Raw genomic sequence first — 19,953 nt, forward strand, 5'->3', positions numbered from 1 at the left:
AATCTACTTAGTCTTAGCTACGTCTTTTGTTATCCAGTAATAATCCATTGGATACATTTTCAGCCCTGTTACGGATTTTTTACTGTAAAGGAATGTTGTTTCATATCCGAAGAACAAAGTAGCGGCATCATTCATTATAAGTTGCTGTATTTTTATTGTCAGCTCTTTTCTTTTTGCTTTGTCAAATTCTTTTGACAATTCATTGATTAATTTATCCACTTCAGGGTTGGAATATCCTGTCTTGTTTGTCTTGGCTTTACTGTACCAGTTTTCATTCAGATATTTTTCAGGGTCTCCAGTATTTGCAGCAAGTACATTCCATATTAGCATATCAAAATTTGAATCGTCTCTCATACTCAAAACTGTCTCATAACTTACAGGTTTTAAAGTTACTTTTATTCCTATTTCTTTCATATCAGCCTGAAGTGCCTGAGCATAAATACCGAGTTCCGCCCTGCTCGTATAAATTACAAAATTCAAATCAAGTTTTGAACCGTCAGGTCTTTCTAAATATCCGTCTCCGTCCACATCTTTATATCCTGCATCTGTCAATAACTTTTTAGCACTTTCACGGTTATAGGCATTTTCATCTTTCAATTCATTAAATCCGAAATCTAATGTCGGAGGAATAGGGGCTTTTCCCGGAGTTGCTCCTCCCTGCAATAGATTTTGAGTATAATTTTCCCTGTTTGCTCCTCTTATTATCGCTTCTCTCAATACTTTATCTTTCAGACCTTTAGTCTGGTTCATAAAGGCATAAGTCGATCTCAATGATTTTAACTCATTTATTACGATATCTTTATCTCCTTCAAAGTCAGCTTTGTTCGTAACTTTCAGATTGTATGCCACATCTATTTCTCCTGATTTTAATGACAATGCCCTTGTATTCTGGTCATTTATATCTTTAAATGTCACTTTTGCAAGTTTTGCTTTTCCATTCCAGTATTTTTCATTTCTTACTACTACCGTATATTCTCCCGGCTTGAACTCCTGAACTATGAACGGTCCTGTTGCTATCGGTCCTTTTTGGGCAAATTCTTCCGTATTTGCTGTAGTGTCTACTATAAGAAATAACGGGTCTGCTAAAGATTCAGGCAATATTGCCACAGGTTCTTTTGTTTTTATTTTTAAATTTTGTCCGTCAGCTTCTATTGAAGTGTATGTAAAGAAAGATTCAGCCCTTTTATTTTTTTCAAACACTCTTTCTATCGATTTTTTTACCGCTTCCGCTGTCAATGGATTTCCGTTGGAGAAAGTTACTCCGTCTCTTATTTTAAAAGTCCATTCCAACTTATCATCACTCAATTTCCAGCTTTCAGCAAGCAACGGCTGCAAGTTTCCTTTATCGTCAAAACTTGTCAGATTTTCTCCTACTCCGTAACGAGTTACAACCCAGCTGAAATACTGATCTGTAGGTTCCAAAGTGTCAGCAAATGAAGTTACTCCTACTACGAGTTCATCAGGATTTCCACTATTATTTCCGGAGTTTCCCTCTTTATTTCCTCCACCACATGCTACAAACAACGTAAATAATACTGCAATTAAAATTAAAAATCTATTTTTTCGATTTTTCAACATTCTTTTCTCCTTTATTATATTAATTTTTTATTTTTTATATAAATTTTATTTATAAATTATAATAAAAATATGTCATAAATATGTCATAAAACCTAAATTTTTATAATAAATTCCGTATTTCATATCAAGACAGAATAATAGATAATTTTATATTATTTATAATTTATATTATTCATTTTTTATATCCACTAAATCCCTTACAGAGTCTCCCAACATATTGAAAATAATTACTACCGTTACTATGGCAAGACCCGGATAAATCATCGTCCAAGGAGCTCTTGTATAAGTCTCCCTTCCTTCATTGAGCATTGCTCCCCATTCAGGTATCGGAGGCTGAGCTCCAAATCCTAAAAATGAAAGAGCCGCTATTTCAAGCATCAAAGTTCCCATATCTGAAACAGCCGTTACTATCATAGTAGTTATCATATTGGGCATTATATATTTGAATATTATTGAATAATCTCTACTTCCTGTTATTTTTGCAGCTTTCACATACAGTTCCTGCTTTATTTTCAGTACCATGCTCCTCGAAAGTCTTGCATATTTTATCCAAGTAACTATAGCTATGGCTATAATTGAATTTTTTACATTTGGACTTAAGAGTCCTGCTATGGCTATGGCAAGTATGAGTCCCGGAAATGCTATCATCATATCTCCAAGTCTCATTATTACAGTATCCACTATTCCTCCGAAATAACCGGCTATTACTCCCAGTACTGTACCTACAGCAAAGACTATAAAAATTAAAGTCAAAGTCATAAATATCGAATATCTGGAACCATATATAATTCTTGAAAATAAATCTCTTCCGAGCTGATCCGTTCCGAAAATATACTCCCTGGACGGAGCCTGCAAGCTGGGAGCTACAGCTTTAAAAGGATCCTTTGGTACTATAATGGGAGCAAAAATAGCTACTAATATTACTATTACAGCCAATGAAAAAAATATCATCATCCGAATACTTTTTCCTGTGAATTTTACTTTTTTCAATATTAGATTACCTCCTCGACTCTTGCATCCAGATATTTATATGAAATATCCACTGTAATGTTTACTATCAAATATAAAAATGCAATTATAAGGACATAAGCCTGAATTAGCGGATAATCTTGAGAAGATATGGCCTTTACCGCCATTTTTCCCATTCCCGGCCAGTTATACACTATTTCTACAACTGCCGTTCCTCCTAAAAGACTTCCAAGGGAAAGACCTAAAAGTGTTATTATAGGTAACATTGCGTTCGGTAATACATGCTTCCATAAAATATCTCTTTCTTTTATTCCTCTCATTCTTGCACCCGTTACATAACTTTTGCTCAATTCTTCGAGAAATATGTGTCTTATCTGTCTTATATATTTTGCCGACATAGCTACCGCTATTGTAAATGCGGGTAAAATCATTGATTTGAAATCGGCTTTTCCTCCCGATACCGATACCATTTTCAGTGTAACTCCGAATATACTCAACAGTACAAGTCCGAGCCAGAAACTTGGTATCGACATTCCTATAAATGTCATCATTCTTATTAGATAATCCTGCCATTTATTTTCCTTTACCGCTGCGAATATTCCAAGAGGTATGGAAATTAAACACATCAGAAATAATGACATAAATGAAAGATATAATGTAGGCATAAATGCCGAAGCTATTTTCTGAATTACGGGTATTCTTAGTGAATATGATTTTCCAAAATTTCCCTGTAATACTCCGAACAGCCATTTCCAATACTGGACATAAAAAGGCTTATCCAGACCCAAATCAGCTCTTGTCTGTGCCAGAAGTTCGGGTGTGGGAATATGTCCGCATTCTGTCAGCATCACTTCGGCAGGATCTCCGGGGGATATATAAACAAGACAGAATGTCAGAAAACTTATTCCGAAAAGTACAATGAGTATCTGTATAATATATTTTAAAAATTTCTTGTTTTTTTTCATTTTTTTGTGAGAACTGTTTTTTTATTTATAAGGCAGTTCTTTCTCCTTTTCAAAGATTTATGATTTTAGTAGTGAATGGATGACTTTTTTATAAGGTAATCTTTCTAATGTAAATAAAAAAATTCAACCGGGAAAGTTGAATCAGGTCATATATCCAGAATAGACGAAAAAATGAATGAATGTTGTGTTTTGAAATGTGTTTAATATTTCATCTATAATTATATATTAAATTTTTCCCTTCCCGAAAAATTATAATTTAAATATTAGGCAAGTCTCCTGACTAACTTCGTTCTACTCGTATCCTTCCCGAATTTTCTCCAGTGGTCTATATACTTTCGTCAGTATCACAGTAGAGGTGGCTGTACCGGATTCTAACCGGTTTCCTTATTAAGTTTTGTAAACACCTATATTTTTATATTTTATATGATACCACAAATATTTTGAAAGTCAAGTTTTTTTGTTTCCACAGTATATAATATATAATATATTAAAATACATTATTTATTATTAGTATTATTATAGGATGTTTTTTTGTTGGAAGTTTGAAAAACGAAAGTTTTGTAAAATAAAAAACTGTTGTTATTTTCAGGGTAAAATGTGGATAAATAATTATCCACTTTTTTTAAACGAAAAATTAAGAAAAAAAATTTGGATGTGGGAAAAAAAAATTTTGTTCGTGAAATAAGAAAAGAAACCAATGTGGAAAACATAGTGTAAATGTGGAAAAGTCAAAAATATTTCTAAAATAGCTTTTGATTATGTGGAAAAGTATGTGGAAAAGTTTAAAAGAGGTTGCCTTGATTATTTGATTTTTTTGTGATATATTCATATCACAAATAATTTTTGAAGGAGTTTAAAAATGGAAGTAAGTGCCTCCGAGTTATGGGAAAAAATATTGAAGATTTTTGAAAAAACAGGGACTGTAAATGATGTGGAGTACAATATGTATTTTAAGAATACCGAAGCAGCTGATTTATCAAACGGAACATTATTACTGAACTGTAATTCGTCTCTTGTGAAAGATGCAATGGAAAAGTATAAAAATGAAATAGAAGAAACAATAAACGATATTTTTATAGTTTCCAATGAAAAAATAAAGGCTGTTTTTAATATAAAAGTAAAAGAACAGATACAGGACAGCACTTTCAGAATAAGAGAACATAGAAATAAGATGAAAACAGGGCTGAACATAAGAAACAGGCTTGATAATTTTATAGTGGGAGATAACAGTAAAATGGCTTTTAATGCCTGTCTTGCAGTCATAGAAAATGATATTCCCGTTTATAATCCGCTTTTTATATATGGGGGTTCGGGTCTTGGAAAGACACATCTGATGCAGGCTGTGGGAAATGCAATTCTGGAAAAAAGTCCTGAAAAAAGGGTTTTTTACTGTACTACCGAGGAATTTACCAACGAATATATTACGGCAATAAGAGAAGGAAGAATAAAAAATTTCAGGGACAATTTCAGAGGTCTTGATGTACTTCTTCTGGATGATATACAGTTTTTTGAAAAAATATTTGCAAGGGGAGGCGGAGATACTGAAGAGGAGTTTTTCCATACTTTTAATAAGTTGCAGGAGTCGGGAAAACAGATTATAATGATTAGCGACAGATATCCTAAAGACATAAAAAATCTGTCCAAAAGGCTGGAGTCCAGATTTGTTTCGGGACTGTCGGTGGAAATACAGCAGCCCGGATATGAAACAAGAAAAGCCATACTTGAAAATATAGTGGAAACAAAAAACATAGAAATAGACGACAATATTTTAGAATATATAGCAGATTCGGTAAGCTCCAATGTGAGAGAACTCGAAGGAATACTGACACTGATAACCGCAAGGGCAAAACTTCTCAATGAAAGAATAACGTTGCAGCAGGTACAGGACGAACTTGCAAACAGAATAAGAAGTCAGCAGTCCAAAATAACTGCTGAAAAGATAATAGAAATAGTTTCTCAGGAATATGCAATTCCAGTATCGGAAATGAAAGCGAGAAAAAAGAAACAGGAAATAGTCGACGCAAGACAAAAAGCAATGTTCCTCATAAAAGACATACTTGATTTGAATCTGACTACGATAGGAGGACTTTTCGGAGGAAAAGACCACAGTACGGTCATAAGCAGTATTAGAAAAATAGAAAGCAGAATGGAAGAGAGTGCGGTGTTTAAAAAAGAACTGGACAGAATAAAGCAGAAAATAGTACAATAATATAGTAGGAGAAGGAGCTGAAAATTTTTATGAAAAAAGATGATATTGAAGAAAATGTCGAAGAAATTGAAATAAATACAGAATTTATAAAATTGGACCAGCTTTTAAAATGGGCAAATTTTACAGCTTCCGGAGCCGAAGCCAAAAGCTTTATTCAAAACGGGGAAGTAAAGGTAAATGGAGAAATAGAGACAAGAAGGGGAAAAAAGTTGTATTCGGGAGATGTTATTGAGTTTAATGATGAAAAAATAATAATAAAATAGAAAAATATTGTAAAAATCTCTGAAAAAGAGGTAATGTATGTATTTGAAACAGATAAATTACAGTAATTTCAGATGTCTGGAAGATACAAAAACGGAACTTGACAGAAATTTTAATTTAATATATGGAAAAAATGGACAGGGTAAAACAACTTTTATCGAAGCTGTTCATTTTTTAGCAACCGGAAAAAGTTTCAGAACAAAAAAAATAAAGGAACTTTTCAGATATAATAAGAACAGAGTTATCGTCTTTGGAAAATATATAAACAGAAATGATGAAGAAAATGCCCTTGCGATAGATGTAAATGAAGAGAAAAAGGATTTTTACATAAATAAAAATAAAAACAAATACATTGATTATGTAGGACTGCTGAATATAATATCCTTCATTCCCGAAGATATAGAGATTATCACGGGGAATCCGTCCGTAAGAAGGAATTTCTTTAATTATGAAATATCCCAGGCTAAAAAAGACTACCTAAAATCAATAGTGGATTTTGAAAAAATTCTGAAAGTGAGAAACAGACTCATAAAGGAAAAAAAGACAAATGAAGAAATATACGATATATACAATGAAAAATTTTTGGAAGAAGGTACTGATATAATTATTTACAGGAGGGAATTTATAAAAAATATATCCATTCTCCTAAATCTGAATTATAGAAAGCTGTTTGATTCAAAATCCGAGCTGAAACTGAAATATGACTGTTTTTTAGGTGATACCGATAAAAAGACAAGGGAAGAAATAATGATAAAATTCAGGGAAACGGTAAAAAGAAAAAGCGAAAGGGAGAAAATATTGGGATATAGCCTGACAGGACCTCAAAAAGACGATTTTATATTTGAGCTGAACGGAAAAAATGCGAAATCTTTTTCTTCCCAGGGAGAGAAAAAATCCATTATTTTTTCCCTCAAGATTTCCGAAATAGATATGCTTGTAAAAGAAAAGAATGAATATCCGTTATTTATAATGGATGACATTGCCTCATATTTTGATGAGGTGAGAAAAAAGAGTATACTCGATTATTTTATAAATAAAAAAATCCAATGCTTTATAACTTCCACTGAAGATTTGAATATAAAAGGGAAAAAATTTATCATTGAAAAAGGGAAAGTGATAACCGATGAAAAGTGATATAAAAAGTGCGGAAAATATAGTTTCAAATATTATAAAATCAAAAATATCCCTATTTAACAGTGAAAAATATATTTTATGGCAGATAAATAAAAAATGGACAGAAATTACGGGAGAAGAAATTGGCAGAAACTCGTTTCCTAAAAATCTTTATAATGGAAAAATGATTGTAAATGTTAATGATACAGTTATTTACCACAGTCTTGTAATACATCGGAATATAATTATTCAAAAAATAAATGATATTTTTCAGAAAGAGATAGTAAGTGAACTGGAAATAAGAAAAATCAACAGAAAAATAAAAAGAAACCTGATAGAAGAAATGACAGGAAAAAAAAATAAAGACAGTGAAAAAAGAGAAAATACAAAAGAAGCAAAAGAAAATATAAAAGAAAATATAATAAAAGAAGAAAGCAGAATATATGAGATTGAAAAAAATAAAAAAGACACGGAACAGGTATTTTCAGAAGATATAGACTTATCCTTTTCGGAAATTGAAAAAATAAAAAAAAGCATAAGCAAAATAGATAAAAAATATTTAGATATAGCCGAAAAGCTTGAAAAGATAGCTTTAAACAGAAAAAAGAAAGATATTTATCTGCTTTCTTCGGGATACATAAGATGTAAAAAATGCAAGGATATATTTTATCCGCTGCAAAATCAGGAAATATGTCCTGAATGTTATGAGCGGGAAGAAAATATAAAACTTGAAAATATGGGAAGAGTTATTACGGAAAATCCTTTAATAGGAGAAAAAGAAGCAATAAGAAAGACAGGAACGGACGAATATACTTATTATAAAGCAAGGGATATTTTAGCCCAGCGGGCATACAGTGAGCTTCTCTATTTTTATATTGCAAAAAATATGGAAATAGAATGCAGCGAAGAATATAAAAATGAGATAAAACAGGAAGCCAATATCGATTTTGAAATTTATGTAAAAAATTATATAGACTATAAAATAGGAACGGACAATAAAGAGGTTTATAATATTGAAAGGAGTAAAATAATAAGAAAATTGAGAAATGAAAAGGAATTTCGGACTATTTATAAAAAACTGAAAAAATGATATAATATAAGGGGAGGAAATGAAAAAAAGATGTATCTGTATATTGAAAATAACGTTTTTATAAACTTAAAAGAAATAGAATTTTTAGTTGATTATGATGATTTTATTCTAAATAAAAATAATAAAAAAATTATGGAAAACGGAAAAAGAAAAATACTGAATTTATGCTATGAAGGAAAAAAGAAACGAACTCTTATTTTTACGGAAAAGTTTATCTATATAACATCTTACACAAACAGAGCTCTTAAAATGAGAGCAGATGAATATGACAATCTGGTAAACAGTATAGTGTTTTAGAAAGGAGTAAAATGAAGATACGGGAATTATTGGTAGAAGCTAAGAAATCATATGAGAATATGAAGTATGATGATGCGGTACTGTATTTGGAAACAGTCCTTGAAATGGATGAAAATAATTATGAAGCTCTCGTTTTACTCGTAAGGATATATTCGGGGGCAGGATTTTTCAAGGTGGCTCTTCGATATTGTGAAAAAGCCTATAAACATTATTTTAAAGACACATTGATATTATTTAATATGGGATATATAAACCAGTCTCTTAATAAGCCTAAAAAAGCTATATTTTATTATAAAGAATATCTAAAAATAGAAAAAGATTATCATGTTATACTCAACATAGGGCTTTCCTATATGGATATGAAATATTATAAAAAAGCCATGGAATTTATAGAAAAAGCTATAAAGCTTGAACCGGACAACTCGGACGGATATCTGGACAAGGCAGAATGCTTTACAAAACAGGGAAAATATAAAGAAGCGATAAATATTTATGAAGAAAGACTGAAAAATCCGAAAAATAACATAGAGGAATACTATATTTATACAAAAATAGCCAGTGTAAAAGATAAAATGGGAGATATAGACGGTGCCATAGAAAATTATAATATTGCTATAAATTTTGGAAATACTGATGAGCTTGTCTATGAGGCATTTTATGACTTTCTTTTAAGGGAAAATAGAAGGAATGAAATAGAACTGCTTCTTATAAATTATGCAAACAGCACAATTCCGAGGGAAAAAGTTCTTAATCTTGAAGGGAGATATGCGACATATATAGAAGATTTTGAAAGGGCAAGGAAAATATGTGAAAAACTCCTGCTTTTAAATCCTGATAATCCTCTGCATTATTTTAATTCAGCTTATGTTTCGGAAATGCTCAAAGATTTTGACAAAGCTTTGGAGTTCATAAAAAAAGCCGAGAAAAAAACAGACGACAAGGATTTGGTAAAAAATGCCAGAAAAAGAATTATGAAATCCAAGAGAAAATATGTAAAGTCGATAAAACAGAATGAGAAATAATAAGAAGAAATAATAAAACATGGAAAACATGAAATGTATAAAATGATAGTATAAATTAATTTTTAAAATATTCAATAAAAAATCAATAAATAATATAAAAGGAGACAGCTGTTTGACTTTTCAAATTTGAAATAAGAAAAGTTTTATGATAGAATATAGGGTCAATATAAATAAAAAAAGGGGCTTTAAGATGATAAAAAAACAGAAATATGAAATAAAAAAAGGATATGATAAAAATGTTCTGTCTGATATATTAAAAAATTTTGAAAAATCAGGTATTCTTGATGCTGAGGTAGGAAGAAATAAAATAAAAAAATTTACGATAATAAATAACGGAGAAAAAAAAGAGATAAATGTTAAAAATTTTGGAAAAAAGAATATTCTATCACAGCTTATTTATAAATATTTTACGGCTTCAAAGGCAAAAAGGTCCTATGAATACGCAAACAGACTTCTTGAAAAAAATATAAAAACTCCCGAACCGATAGCTTATTTTGACGATTATATTGATGAAGAAACAAAAGAAAAAAAGAGTTTTTATATAAGTGAGGAACTGAATTATGAATTTACATGCAGGGAAGTTTTTTGGGATGAAAAATCCAGTCCTGAAATAAATCTTCTGCTTTCCAAAGAAAGGGATAAAATAATTAGAGAATTTACCGAGTTTACTTTTGACCTTCATGAAAAGGGAATAAAATTTGAAGATTTTTCTCCGGGAAACGTTCTTATAAAAATGGAAAAAAATGGAAAATACGGATTTTATCTTGTGGACTTAAACCGAATGAAATTTAATCAAAAAATGAACCTTAGTGTCAGAATGAAGAATGTTTCAAAAATGATAGAATTTAAAAAATATGCTGAAAAAATTTCGGAAGAATATGCAAAATTATGTAAAAAGCCTTACGAAAAAGTGTTTAAAAAGCTGTACTTCTATATGACACTACATAAATACATAGTAAAGTTCAAAGACAATACAAGAGATATAAGGGAAAAATTCAAGTTCAAAAAAATAAAATAGAAAAATAAAACATAGAAAATGGAGGAAACAATGGCTAATAATTACGGAGCCGAGAATATTAAAGTATTGGAAGGACTGGAAGCAGTCAGAAAAAGACCGGGAATGTATATCGGTTCGACATCATCGAGAGGACTTCATCATTTAGTCTGGGAAATAGTGGATAACAGTGTGGATGAGGCACTGGCAGGCGTATGTGATAATATAGTTGTAAAAATACTGAAAGATAATATAATAGAAGTCTCCGATAACGGAAGAGGAATACCTTTTGCTACTCATGAGACAGGAAAGTCCACTCTTGAAGTGGTTATGACTGTACTTCATGCAGGGGGAAAATTTGATAATGATAATTATAAAGTGTCAGGGGGCCTTCATGGAGTAGGAGTTTCCGTGGTAAATGCTCTGTCCGAATGGCTTGAAGTAACTGTAACGAGGGACGGTCAGATAGTGAGACAAACTTATAAAAGAGGAGAACCTGTAAGTGATGTGGAAAGAATAGGTGAAGCTCCTGCGGATGTTCACGGAACAGTAACTAAATTTAAAGCCGATACTGAAATATTTGAAACGACGGTTTACGATTTTTCGGTACTCGAATTAAGACTGAAAGAACTCGCATATTTAAATAAAGGCTTGACAATAACTCTGATAGATGAAAGGGAAGCTGAAAAAATAAAAGAGGAAAAGTTTTTATTTGAAGGGGGTATAAAAGACTTTTTAGGCGAAATAGCCGATGAGGAAAAAATAACTGACGATATAATATATATGAGCGATACTTATCAGGTAGAAGAGGCTAAGGAAGTGGAAACTGTCGATGATAACGGAAACACCGTGAAAAAATGGAAAAATGCAAAATTTGTAGAAGTCGAGATAGCCATGAGCTATACCGTTTCCCAAAGGGAAAATGTCTATTCCTTTGTCAATAATATAAATACTTATGAGGGCGGTACACATGTGAGCGGTTTCAGGACAGCTCTCACAAGAACAATAAATGATATAGCAAAACAGATGAACATCGTAAAGGATAAAGACGGAACGTTTCAGGGAACGGATGTAAGAGAGGGACTTGTCTGTGTAATAAGTGTAAAAATTCCTGAACCGCAGTTTGAAGGTCAGACAAAGACAAAACTTGGAAATAGTGAAGTTACAGGAATTGTATCGACTATAGTCGGAAATAACCTGAAAGTCTATCTGGAAGATCATCCTAAAGAAGCTGAAAAAATAATAGAAAAAATGTCCATGTCCAAAAAGGCACGGGAAGCTGCCAAAAAAGCGAGAGAACTTGTATTAAGAAAAAATACTCTTGAAGTAGGTTCCTTACCGGGAAAACTGGCAGACTGTTCTTCCAAAGACCCGTCAGAATCCGAAATATTCATAGTCGAAGGAAATTCGGCGGGAGGTTCTGCAAAACAGGGAAGAGACAGAAGGTTTCAGGCAATATTGCCATTGAGAGGAAAAATACTGAATGTCGAAAAGTCAGGAATGCATAAAATACTTGAAAATGCTGAAATAAGAGCAATGATAACGGCTTTCGGAGCAGGTTTCGGAGAAGAAATGGATATAGAAAAACTGAGATACCATAAAATCATAATAATGACCGATGCTGATGTGGACGGAGCCCACATAAGAACGCTGATGCTCACTTTCTTTTACAGACAGCTGAAAGAACTTATAAACGGAGGATTTATTTATATAGCACAGCCTCCTTTATATAAAGTTCAGGCAGGAAAAGCCATAAAATACGCTTATTCCGATGATCAGCTAAAAAAGATAACAACTGTTCTCGAAAAAGATAATAGAAGATACACTATACAGAGATATAAAGGATTGGGAGAAATGAACCCCGAGCAGCTTTGGGAAACAACTCTTGACCCTGAAGTGAGAACATTGCTGAAAGTTACTATGGAAGATGCATCCTATGCGGACAAGATGTTCAACATACTCATGGGAGATAAAGTTGAGCCGAGAAGAATATTTATAGAAGAAAATGCTAATTACGTAAGAAATCTGGATGTATAGAATTTAAAAATTTATAAATATCCGATTATCCTAAACTATATAATAAAGTTGGGAAATTGAACAAGTCAATTACGCCAAAAGTTTTATAATAAAGAAAGGAGAAGTATGATTTCGGAAACATATGAAAAAAATTCCGAACATACATAAATAGATACAATGTCTGATGATTTCAAAGATGATGAAGAAAAAAAAGAAGATATAATCGAAGAAATGGATGATAATGACGACAGAGAGATTATTGTCGAAGAAATAAAGGAAACAAATATGACCAATGAAATCGATATTTACATAGAAGATGAGATAAAAGCGTCTTATCTGGATTATTCGATGAGTGTCATAGTCAGCAGAGCTCTTCCCGATGTAAGGGACGGACTGAAACCTGTCCACAGAAGAATACTGTTTGCAATGAATGAAATGGGAATGACTCATGAAAAACCTTTCAAGAAATCAGCGAGAATCGTAGGGGAAGTTTTAGGTAAATATCACCCTCACGGAGATTCGTCCGTATATAATGCAATGGTAAGACTGGCTCAGGATTTTAATATGAGATATACTTTAGTCGACGGTCATGGAAACTTCGGTTCTGTAGACGGAGATGAAGCCGCTGCAATGAGGTATACCGAAGCGAGAATGGCTAAAATGACGGCAGAATTACTTGCAGATATAGAGAAAAATACGATAGATTTCAGGAAAAACTTTGATGAAAGTTTGGACGAACCTACGGTATTACCTGCAAAACTGCCAAATTTACTGTTAAACGGTTCTACAGGGATAGCAGTAGGTATGGCGACGAATATACCGCCTCATAATCTGTCTGAAATTGCTGACGGAATAGTTGCACTGATAGATAACCCTGAAATAACTGTAGACGGACTGATAGAATATATAAAAGGTCCTGATTTTCCTACGGGAGGTATAATTAACGGAAAACAGGGAATATACGAAGCATACAGAACCGGACGGGGGAAAATAAAAGTTGCGGGAAAAGTAAAAATAGAAACTTCCAAAACTGGAAAAGAATCCATAATAGTTACAGAATTGCCTTATCAGGTGAATAAAGCAAGGCTGATAGAAAGAATAGCGGAACTTGTAAGGCAGAAAAAGCTCACGGGGATATCGGATTTGAGAGATGAATCCGACAGAGAGGGAATAAGAATTGTCATTGAGCTGAAAAAAGGTGAGGAAAGTGAACTGATATTAAACAGCCTGTATAAATTTACAGATTTACAGAATACTTTCGGTATAATAATGCTCGCACTGGTAAATAACAATCCGAGAATCCTTAATCTAAAACAGATACTTGAAAATTATCTGTTGCACAGATATAACGTTATTACAAGAAGAGTGCAGTTTGAGCTTACTAAGGCTGAAAACAGGGCTCATATATTGGAAGGATTTAAAATAGCCCTTGATAATATAGACGAAGTCATAAGAATAATAAGAGGGTCTAAAGACGCCAATGAAGCAAAAAGTAAATTAATATCAAATTTCGGATTTACGGAAATCCAGTCCAAAGCTATACTGGATATGAGATTGCAAAGACTGACAGGTCTTGAAAGAGATAAAATCGAACAGGAATACAGGGAACTTATGCTGTTAATAGAAGAACTGAAATCTATACTTGCAGATGACTCTAAAAAATACAGAATAATAAAAGACGAAGTACTGAACCTGAAAGAAACTTTTGGAGACAGGAGAAAAACCGAAATAAGGGATGCAAGAGTAGAGATAGGTGTAGAAGATCTTATAAAAGATGAAGATGTTGTAGTTACACTGACTGAAAAAGGCTATGTAAAAAGGACAACAATTGATACATATCACTCCCAGAAAAGAGGAGGAATAGGAGTAAATGCTACAAATACTGTAGAAGATGATGTAATTAAAGATATGTACATAGCTAAAAATCTTGATACACTTCTCATATTTACTACTAAAGGAAAAGTATTTAGCATGAAAGTGTATGAAATACCTGAATCAGGAAAACAGGCAAGAGGAAAACTTATAAGCAATCTTATTAAACTGTCTGAAGATGAAAAAGTAAGTACAGTAATAAAAGTCCGTGAATTTGAAAAAGAAAAAACATTGTTCTTCATAACAAAAGACGGAGTAGTCAAGAAAACGGAGCTTACTTTGTTTGCCAATATAAATAAGACAGGTATAAGAGCATTGACTTTAAGGGATGAAGATGAACTCAAGTTTGTAGGGCTGACAAGCGGAAGCGAAAAAGATGAAATATTTATCGCTACAAGAAACGGTATTTCAATAAGATTTTCCGAAGAAGATGTAAGAGCTATGGGAAGAACTGCGGCAGGAGTGAAAGGTATAACCCTTAGAGATAAGGACTATGTAGTAGCCGCTGTTATTATAAATCCTCATATGGAACTTGAAAAACTGAGCGTTATGACTATTACCGAAGAAGGATACGGGAAAAGAACGGCTCTCAGTGAATATAAAGTTCAGGCAAGAGGCGGAAAAGGAATAATAAACTTGAAAATTAGCGAAAAAACAGGGAAAATAGTAGATGTTAAAATTGTAGACGACACAACTGAAATAATGCTCATAACTTCAGAAGGAACGCTTATAAGAACAAAAGTGGATACAGTGTCAGTAATAGGAAGATCTACATCAGGAGTAAGAATAATGAAAGTAAGAAATGAAGAAAAAGTAGCATCGACAGTAAAAATAACTGAAAATCCCGAAGAAGAAAAAGAATAGTAAGATTTGAAAATTGTGAAAACAGTTAAATAAATAAAAGGGAGTGATTCTAATGTTATTGAAAAAAGCTTTATTTTTAGTTTCATCTGAAAATGAAATTGAGACATTAATTGAATTTGGGAAAAAATTTAAAGAAAAGTACAATGTGGAAATAGACGCATTATATGTAAAAGATATCCTGAAATATGAAATATTTCCTGTAACAATAGAAGGAATAGGTGTAAATATAGGGGCAAATTATGCATTTAAAGAATACAGGGAGCTGGAAGAAAAAAGTTTCAAAACGGTAAAGGATAAAATGAACTCCGAATTTTCCAGAGTTTATGCCAAAGACGGTGAAACAATAGAAACAGCTCTGAATGAACTGAAAAAATACGATATGATAGTAGCTGTAAAAAATGAAAAAATAAGCCCTTATTTAAAAGAATTGTTGAGAAGTAACTTTAAGCCGTTGATTATACTTCCAAATATAAAAGAATTTAATTTCAACAAATTGCTGCTTTTAGATGACGGTGCCTATAATGCCAATAAGACACTGTATACTTTCTTTTATATGTTCGGAGAGCAGAAAGTGGATGTTCTGAAAGTAAATGTGGACGCAGAAGATGAACTGAAAGAGAGATTCGGAGATAATTATAATATTATCCTGAAAGAGGGAGATCCGTTTAAAATAATAATGGAAGAATCTGAAAATTATGATTTTGTCTTAATGGGAGATTTGAGATTTACAATAATGGTTGAAAAAATCACAAGAAAATTAGGAGTAAGATTACTGGAAAATCTTAAAAAACCCATATTTATAGTGTAGAAAGATAGTATAGAAAGAAGGAAAGTCAAATGAAAATACTGATTTGCTCGGACAGTCATACAAGACTTGATTATTTTCAGAAAGCAATAGAAACTGAAAATCCTGGAATGGTTATTTTTGCAGGGGACCATAGCACGGACGCTATCGATATGTCCCTTGTATATAACGAAATACCATTTAAAATAGTAAGGGGAAATACTGATTATTTTGACAGGGAAACAAAGGATACCGAGATTTTTGAAATTGACGGAAAAAAAGTTCTTTTAACCCATGGGCATCTTTTCGGAGTGAAAAGTAATCTGAAAGAACTTGAAGAAAAGGCTATTTCCGAAAAAGTCGATATATGTATCTTCGGACATACTCATAAAGAGTATATGGAAGAAAGAAACGGAATTATATATTTAAATCCGGGAGCTTTGCAGGATAAAAAATATGTAATTTATGATAATAAAAAATTTGAACAGAAAATATTGAAATAGAAATAGTAAAATTAACCTGTGTGTTACAATGCGTCTATGTTAAAATTAATTATATTAAATTAATGAAAAAAATAAAAATCTATGTTAGATGAATTAAGAAAAGTCTGCTATTTATATTTTGTTTTTGTGGTAATATTGAGTTACTATCTTGTTTCTTCTTTGATTTCTTGGTTAATCTTATATATTATTTTTCTTCTTGATTTTAAATGTAATATTATCGTTGTTATTTTAGCAAAGAGAGTAAATTAAAAATTTCTGTACAAAAAAGGAACTGGATTTTTCCAGTTCTTTTTATATAGAAATTATTTTTTTACTTTGCTTTTAAATTTTACGATATTTCCACTATGTGCGTCAATTTCATACTGGTACCTCACATTGTCCGCATAAAATTCTATTTCATAGACAAGCATACCGTCTTCGGTATCCAGTTCTATTTTTTTGAAACGGGCATTGTTTTTTGAAACCCTTGCATCATTAAGGGCAATTTCTTTAGCTCTTTCTGATGAAATTTTGGAAGGGTTGGCTTTTAAAATTACAGGGTTATTTTTTCTGAAATCGGGATTATCAAAATCGGAAAAAAAATTATTCCCTTTAGCAAAAATCATTGTAGAAAATAAAAATAAAGGTAGAAGTATTCTTATAAATTTATATTTCATTCTGATGTATTCTCCGTTTTATTTTATTGTTTAGAAACTGAATTGTCAGCTCCTATTGTTGAAACAGAAGGTTTTCCTGACTTTGTAGGACTTGTTTTGTAATAGATTTTATTGTCGGAACCGGATATATCTACTTTTGATACGGAATCGATATTTATATTGTTATCGGAACCAGTAACTGTAATAGAGGAGGCACTTCCTTTTACAGTGATTTTATTGTCAGAACCGGTTACCTGTAAATTTCCTCCGTTCATTGAGATAGTTTTATATTGGGAAGAACCGTTTATAACTATAGTTTTATTACCGGTAGGTTTTTTTTCGGAATCTTTCTTATTTCCATTTGTTTTGGACTGGCTGCCGTTACCGCTTACATTTACACTTCCTCCACTGGAAACATTCACGGAAGTTGAGCCGGGAATGTCTATTTTTATCTGGTCTCCCACTTTTACAGTGCCTGCGTTTAGAATACCTGAAACAACTAATGTCAAAATCGATAATGTAATAAATCTTTTCATAAATAAACCTCCTAAATCTTATTCATTTTGTATTATTATAACAGAAAAATCTTAAAGAAAAATGAGAATAGTCTGTTTTTTTCAAATATTAAAAGTTTTTATAATTAATTTATCGCCTGAAATACAGGTTATAGCTCATAATAAAACTGATATAAACAGGGGTAAAATCTATTTTGAAAAATCTATAAAGGAAATTCTACAGTGAAAATAGTTCCTTTGTCTAATTCACTTTTTACGGAAATATTTCCGTTATGGGCTTCCACTATCCATTTTACCATAGAAAGTCCAAGTCCTGAAGAGTCAGAAGTTCTCGAAGAATCTACCTGATAAAATCTTGTCCATATTTTATTTATATTTTCTTTGGCTATACCTATACCGTTATCGGCAATTTTTCCTATAATTCTATTATTGTTTTTAAATAATTCAATATTTATATATCCGTTTTCTTTTCCATAATTGACTGCGTTTGTTATAAGGTTTATAAAAAGCCGCATAATTAATATTTCATCAGCAGGCATAATAATATCAGGTTTTATGGAAGAAATAATTTTAATGTTTTTTTTGTCTGCATTAATTTGCTGGGTTTCAATAATGATTTCCATTAGCTCGCTCAAATTTACGTTTTCAAGATTAAGTTTCTGATGACCTTTGTCCATTTTTGCAAGAGTCAGCAGCTGGGAAATCATTTGAGACATCTTTACGGATTCGTTTAGTATGGATTTTAAGGATTTTTCCATTTTTTCTACGGATTCGGTATGATTGAGAGCATACTCGCTTTGGGAAATAATGACAGATATTGGCGTACGCAGCTCATGAGATACATCCGATGTAAACTGGACTTCATTTTCAAAAGAATTCTGTAGTCTGTTAAACATTGTATCAAAGGTATTTGCAAGGGTATGTAGCTCATCTTTTCTTTTGCCTAAATTTATTCTTTGGGACAAATCATTTCCCGCGTTTATTTTTTCAGCCGTAAGTCTTATTTTTTCAATAGGTTTGAAACCGTTTTTTGTTATTATATATCCATTTATGCCTGAAAATATAAGGAAAAACGGCAGGATAATCAGGGAAATCGAAATTATAGTTTCTACAGCCCTTTCGGCAATGGAAGACGGTACAATACCTCTAATCCATATATCTCCATAACCGGGTATCTCTTTTCTGTTTTCATATACATACCATTTTTCATTTCCTCTTCTAACAGTTTTTACAATGTCTTCCTGAAAAGACGAATCTTCAAAATCAAAATCATTTAATGCACTTCCATAAATAAATTCCTTATCTTTATTATAAACCGAAATTTCTATATTATTTCTCAAAATTTCTATACTTTCATCAAAATCCAGTTCGTCATCCGAATAATCTATCTGGGTAAAGACATAATTTACAGTCGTTTTCAAGTCTTCAAATATCGAATTACGGATTATGTTATCACTAATATAAAAAATAATAGTTAAAAATAAAATAACAAGTCCAGTCATAAACCCCATATACCAGAAAGTAATTTTCATTTTCAAGGAAAAAGGAATTTTATTTAATATTTTTTCAAAAAAGTTATTCATCTTCCACCTTCAGTATATAACCTACTCCGTAAATATTATGAATAAGTTTGGGAGAAAAATCATTATCAATTTTTTTTCTTAAATATCTTATATAGACCTCGATAACATTACTTCCACCTTCATAGTCATAATTCCATATATGCTGTTCTATCTTGTCTTTGGACAGTATTTTATCCCTATTTCTAATCATATATTCCAGTATTGTAAACTCACGTTTGGACAGTTTTATAGGAATATCATCGCGAAAGACCGAGTGGGAACTCACATCTACTGTAAGATTTGCAATGGTAAAGATATTACTGGAATTATTTGACCCTTTTCTCAGCATAACTCTTATACGGGCGAGAAGCTCTTCAAAAGCAAAAGGTTTTGTGAGGTAATCACTCGCTCCCAAATCAAGCCCTTTTACCCTGTCCTCGATACCGTCCTTGGCAGTTAAGAAAAGGACGGGAGTATCTATATTTTTGGAACGGATAGCTTTTAAAACTTCAAATCCGTTTAATTTTGGAAGCATAATATCCAAAATAATGGCGTCATACTCCGTTACAAAAATATTATCCAGAGCTTCCTTGCCGTCGTAGCAGTAATCGACTCCATAATGCTCATCTTCCAGTCTATTTACAATGACTTCGTTCAGACTTTTTTCATCTTCGACAACTAAAATTCTCAAAAATTATCACCTG

At 32.0% G+C, this 19,953-nt stretch carries 18 protein-coding genes and 1 riboswitch; of the genes, 11 read left to right on the forward strand and 7 right to left on the reverse strand.

What is annotated here, in order from left to right:
• Nucleotides 1-3: 3 nt before the first annotated feature.
• The 3 genes from ACO5J6_RS06785 to nikB all read right to left on the reverse strand — a co-directional run bounded on the left by ACO5J6_RS06785 (nt 4) and on the right by nikB (nt 3,512).
• Nucleotides 4-1,578 (reverse strand): ABC transporter substrate-binding protein, encoded by a 1,575-nt coding sequence (locus ACO5J6_RS06785; protein ID WP_485642945.1) that lies wholly within the window; start codon nt 1,576-1,578, stop codon nt 4-6.
• 168 nt (nt 1,579-1,746) lie between these two features.
• Nucleotides 1,747-2,568: a nickel transporter permease gene (nikC, locus tag ACO5J6_RS06790; RefSeq protein WP_485642946.1), complete on the reverse strand. Its 822-nt coding sequence runs from the start codon at nt 2,566-2,568 to the stop codon at nt 1,747-1,749.
• 2 nt (nt 2,569-2,570) lie between these two features.
• Complete coding sequence (gene nikB / locus ACO5J6_RS06795) at nt 2,571-3,512, reverse strand: nickel ABC transporter permease (RefSeq protein WP_485642947.1); 942 nt, start codon at nt 3,510-3,512, stop codon at nt 2,571-2,573.
• A 249-nt stretch (nt 3,513-3,761) separates the two neighbouring features.
• Nucleotides 3,762-3,935: riboswitch (cobalamin riboswitch) on the reverse strand.
• Between the two features lie 436 nt (nt 3,936-4,371).
• Here nikB and dnaA point away from each other — a divergent pair.
• From dnaA to ACO5J6_RS06850, 11 genes are all read left to right on the forward strand, one after another.
• Nucleotides 4,372-5,721, forward strand: a complete 1,350-nt coding sequence (dnaA, locus tag ACO5J6_RS06800) for a chromosomal replication initiator protein DnaA (protein ID WP_485642948.1) — start codon at nt 4,372-4,374, stop codon at nt 5,719-5,721.
• A gap of 29 nt (nt 5,722-5,750) precedes the next feature.
• On the forward strand, nt 5,751-5,984 hold the full coding sequence (gene yaaA / locus ACO5J6_RS06805; RefSeq protein ID WP_485642949.1) for a S4 domain-containing protein YaaA: 234 nt from the start codon (nt 5,751-5,753) through the stop codon (nt 5,982-5,984).
• Between the two features lie 37 nt (nt 5,985-6,021).
• Nucleotides 6,022-7,116: a DNA replication/repair protein RecF gene (recF, locus tag ACO5J6_RS06810; RefSeq protein ID WP_485642950.1), complete on the forward strand. Its 1,095-nt coding sequence runs from the start codon at nt 6,022-6,024 to the stop codon at nt 7,114-7,116.
• Complete coding sequence (locus tag ACO5J6_RS06815) at nt 7,106-8,185, forward strand: DciA family protein (protein ID WP_485642951.1); 1,080 nt, start codon at nt 7,106-7,108, stop codon at nt 8,183-8,185. Before recF ends, ACO5J6_RS06815 begins: the two co-directional genes overlap by 11 nt.
• 30 nt (nt 8,186-8,215) lie before the next feature.
• Nucleotides 8,216-8,482 (forward strand): DUF370 domain-containing protein, encoded by a 267-nt coding sequence (locus ACO5J6_RS06820; RefSeq protein ID WP_485642952.1) that lies wholly within the window; start codon nt 8,216-8,218, stop codon nt 8,480-8,482.
• 11 nt (nt 8,483-8,493) lie between these two features.
• Nucleotides 8,494-9,504 carry a tetratricopeptide repeat protein gene (locus tag ACO5J6_RS06825; RefSeq protein ID WP_485642953.1) on the forward strand — a complete coding sequence of 337 codons (1,011 nt, stop codon included), beginning with the start codon at nt 8,494-8,496 and terminating at the stop codon, nt 9,502-9,504.
• Nucleotides 9,505-9,694: 190 nt separating this feature from the next.
• Complete coding sequence (locus tag ACO5J6_RS06830) at nt 9,695-10,522, forward strand: lipopolysaccharide kinase InaA family protein (RefSeq protein ID WP_485642954.1); 828 nt, start codon at nt 9,695-9,697, stop codon at nt 10,520-10,522.
• A 30-nt stretch (nt 10,523-10,552) separates the two neighbouring features.
• A complete protein-coding gene (gene gyrB / locus ACO5J6_RS06835) occupies nt 10,553-12,535 on the forward strand; it encodes a DNA topoisomerase (ATP-hydrolyzing) subunit B (protein ID WP_485642955.1) in 1,983 nt (660 codons plus the stop codon).
• 156 nt (nt 12,536-12,691) lie between these two features.
• Entirely contained in the window at nt 12,692-15,250 is a 2,559-nt protein-coding gene (gyrA, locus tag ACO5J6_RS06840; RefSeq protein ID WP_485642956.1) for a DNA gyrase subunit A, read from the forward strand.
• 52 nt (nt 15,251-15,302) lie between these two features.
• Entirely contained in the window at nt 15,303-16,058 is a 756-nt protein-coding gene (locus tag ACO5J6_RS06845) for a GntR family transcriptional regulator (protein WP_485642957.1), read from the forward strand.
• 29 nt (nt 16,059-16,087) lie between these two features.
• Nucleotides 16,088-16,537, forward strand: coding sequence for a metallophosphoesterase (locus ACO5J6_RS06850; protein ID WP_485642958.1), 450 nt, complete (start codon nt 16,088-16,090; stop codon nt 16,535-16,537).
• Nucleotides 16,538-16,839: 302 nt separating this feature from the next.
• Here ACO5J6_RS06850 and ACO5J6_RS06855 read toward each other — a convergent pair whose 3' ends face one another.
• From ACO5J6_RS06855 to ACO5J6_RS06870, 4 genes are all read right to left on the reverse strand, one after another.
• On the reverse strand, nt 16,840-17,193 hold the full coding sequence (locus ACO5J6_RS06855; protein ID WP_485642959.1) for a PepSY domain-containing protein: 354 nt from the start codon (nt 17,191-17,193) through the stop codon (nt 16,840-16,842).
• A 23-nt stretch (nt 17,194-17,216) separates the two neighbouring features.
• Nucleotides 17,217-17,708, reverse strand: a complete 492-nt coding sequence (locus ACO5J6_RS06860; protein WP_485642960.1) for a DUF3060 domain-containing protein — start codon at nt 17,706-17,708, stop codon at nt 17,217-17,219.
• A 182-nt stretch (nt 17,709-17,890) separates the two neighbouring features.
• Nucleotides 17,891-19,270 (reverse strand): sensor histidine kinase, encoded by a 1,380-nt coding sequence (locus tag ACO5J6_RS06865; protein WP_485642961.1) that lies wholly within the window; start codon nt 19,268-19,270, stop codon nt 17,891-17,893.
• Nucleotides 19,263-19,940: a response regulator transcription factor gene (locus ACO5J6_RS06870; protein WP_485642962.1), complete on the reverse strand. Its 678-nt coding sequence runs from the start codon at nt 19,938-19,940 to the stop codon at nt 19,263-19,265. Before ACO5J6_RS06870 ends, ACO5J6_RS06865 begins: the two co-directional genes overlap by 8 nt.
• Nucleotides 19,941-19,953: the final 13 nt, after the last annotated feature.

It is taken from the genome of Pseudoleptotrichia sp. (genome assembly GCF_057270515.1).

Excerpts from the sequence above, each read along its gene's own strand:
- nikB (WP_485642947.1), bottom strand. The coding sequence starts at position 3,512 with ATGAAAAAAAACAAGAAATTTTTAAAATATATTATACAGATACTCATT.
- yaaA (WP_485642949.1), top strand. The coding sequence starts at position 5,751 with ATGAAAAAAGATGATATTGAAGAAAATGTCGAAGAAATTGAAATAAAT.
- ACO5J6_RS06855 (WP_485642959.1), bottom strand. The coding sequence starts at position 17,193 with ATGAAATATAAATTTATAAGAATACTTCTACCTTTATTTTTATTTTCT.
- ACO5J6_RS06830 (WP_485642954.1), top strand. The coding sequence starts at position 9,695 with ATGATAAAAAAACAGAAATATGAAATAAAAAAAGGATATGATAAAAAT.
- ACO5J6_RS06860 (WP_485642960.1), bottom strand. The coding sequence starts at position 17,708 with ATGAAAAGATTTATTACATTATCGATTTTGACATTAGTTGTTTCAGGT.
- recF (WP_485642950.1), top strand. The coding sequence starts at position 6,022 with ATGTATTTGAAACAGATAAATTACAGTAATTTCAGATGTCTGGAAGAT.
- ACO5J6_RS06785 (WP_485642945.1), bottom strand. The coding sequence starts at position 1,578 with ATGTTGAAAAATCGAAAAAATAGATTTTTAATTTTAATTGCAGTATTA.
- ACO5J6_RS06850 (WP_485642958.1), top strand. The coding sequence starts at position 16,088 with ATGAAAATACTGATTTGCTCGGACAGTCATACAAGACTTGATTATTTT.
- ACO5J6_RS06815 (WP_485642951.1), top strand. The coding sequence starts at position 7,106 with ATGAAAAGTGATATAAAAAGTGCGGAAAATATAGTTTCAAATATTATA.
- gyrB (WP_485642955.1), top strand. The coding sequence starts at position 10,553 with ATGGCTAATAATTACGGAGCCGAGAATATTAAAGTATTGGAAGGACTG.
- ACO5J6_RS06825 (WP_485642953.1), top strand. The coding sequence starts at position 8,494 with ATGAAGATACGGGAATTATTGGTAGAAGCTAAGAAATCATATGAGAAT.
- ACO5J6_RS06820 (WP_485642952.1), top strand. The coding sequence starts at position 8,216 with ATGTATCTGTATATTGAAAATAACGTTTTTATAAACTTAAAAGAAATA.
- dnaA (WP_485642948.1), top strand. The coding sequence starts at position 4,372 with ATGGAAGTAAGTGCCTCCGAGTTATGGGAAAAAATATTGAAGATTTTT.
- ACO5J6_RS06865 (WP_485642961.1), bottom strand. The coding sequence starts at position 19,270 with ATGAATAACTTTTTTGAAAAAATATTAAATAAAATTCCTTTTTCCTTG.
- ACO5J6_RS06845 (WP_485642957.1), top strand. The coding sequence starts at position 15,303 with ATGTTATTGAAAAAAGCTTTATTTTTAGTTTCATCTGAAAATGAAATT.
- gyrA (WP_485642956.1), top strand. The coding sequence starts at position 12,692 with ATGTCTGATGATTTCAAAGATGATGAAGAAAAAAAAGAAGATATAATC.